The organism is Anaerofustis stercorihominis (genome assembly GCF_024623185.1).
Lineage (GTDB): Bacteria > Bacillota > Clostridia > Eubacteriales > Anaerofustaceae > Anaerofustis.
In genome coordinates, this window is sequence record NZ_JANJZK010000056.1 from 1 (window position 1) to 1,698 (window position 1,698).

Consider the following 1,698-nt stretch of genomic DNA (forward strand, 5'->3'; position numbering starts at 1 on the left):
TTATTATACACATCTATTATTAGATGTCAATACCTTTTTTATCCATAAAATAAATTTTTATGTGTAAAATAAGTATCAAATCGTACTTCATTATTATATTCAAATTTATATTTATTATTCATAAAAATTAATTTTTTTTATATATTTCTATTTAAAAAAGGTAAGGAAAATATCCTTACCTTTATATTTATAATCCCTTTAAATTTTCTACATTTCCCGACTTTATTTCTTCTATATTATTTCTTATTTTATCTTTATCCCAGTCCCACCATTTTATTTCAAGCATGGCATTTATGGTTTCGTCGTTAAATCTTTTATTTATGGGCTTTGCGGGAACTCCTCCGACGATGGTATAAGGCTCGACGTCTTTGGTTACAACCGCACGTGTCCCGATGAGCGCACCGTCACCTATTTTTACTCCCGCCATAATAACAGCTTCGTACCCGATCCATACATCATTTCCTATTACAATGTCGCCCTTATTGTCCCAAGACTGCGTGACATCTTTCATATCAAGTCCCCATTCATCGAAAAACAGAGGGAAGGGGTATGAAGATAATGACTTCATCGTATGATTGGCACTGTTGAATAAGAATTTTGCACCGCATGCTATGGAGCAGAATTTGCCTATGATGAGCTTATCGTTGTTTATCAGATAATGGTATAGAACGTTATTCTTCTCAAACTGCACTGGGTCGTTTACAAAGTCGTTATACATTGTATAGTCCCCGACGGTTATGTTTTCGTTTGTAATCGCATTTTTTAAGTAAATCGTTTCTCTGTCACCCTTACGAGGGTATATTTTATTTTCCGGAATAGTCATAAAAAATCCTCCTATTATTTTAGTTTTTTTAAGCTAATCCGGTCAAAGCAATGCAAAGTTTCATCTTAACCACCTCTCTTATTTATAATAAGATAATATCATATTTATATTTTAAAATCTATCTTATAACCAATGTGTAATATTTACTAAAGATAAAAATATCTTATTTAAATATTTATAGGAAAATATTACTGCCCCAAACCTTTAACAGTTTTATTTAAAACATAATATGCAGGAAGCAGTGAATAAAAAAAATATTGGTTTTTTTTATATAAATATGATGCAGCTATATGAGGTATTATTTATAGGATACTAAAAATCTAAAATAAATACTATTGTTTCTAAAAACACATTTGATAAAAGTGCTTTATTACAATTTTAATTTAAATAAGTAATATTATTAATAATATTAAAGGGGTATGATTAGAAAGTTTAGTTTCTTTTAATAACATATAGTATTATGTAAAAGTTCACTAATAACAAATTGAATTTAGTGATTTTCTTTTAACTGATTACAAAATGACTTTTTTATATCTATTTAGAATAAATTACAAATATAATTCCATATGATTATATGATTTTTGATAAATAATAAAATCTATTTATATTGCTTGTTTCATTCTTAAATCTAAATCAAATCACCTTTCATTTATTAAAACATTAATCACAGAATAATGTACCAATTTCCTTCATTAGAACATTTCTTAATTAAAAAAGTGAAGATAATATAATATAATGATAAATCATAAAACTAATAAATATTTTACTCCTATAGTTAAAATAATAGTAAAATATATTAAGGAGAAAACTCATTGAAATTTTATCAAATTATATAAAATTCTTCTTGACATATTTTTCCTGATATGTATAATAGT

At 26.1% G+C, this 1,698-nt stretch carries 1 protein-coding gene; it reads right to left on the minus strand.

The window, feature by feature from the left end; translation table 11 throughout:
* Positions 1-187 precede the first annotated feature (187 nt).
* Positions 188-823: a CatB-related O-acetyltransferase gene (locus NSA01_RS09945; RefSeq protein ID WP_257481305.1), complete on the minus strand. Its 636-nt coding sequence runs from the start codon at positions 821-823 to the stop codon at positions 188-190.
* Between the last annotated feature and the right edge of the window lie 875 nt (positions 824-1,698).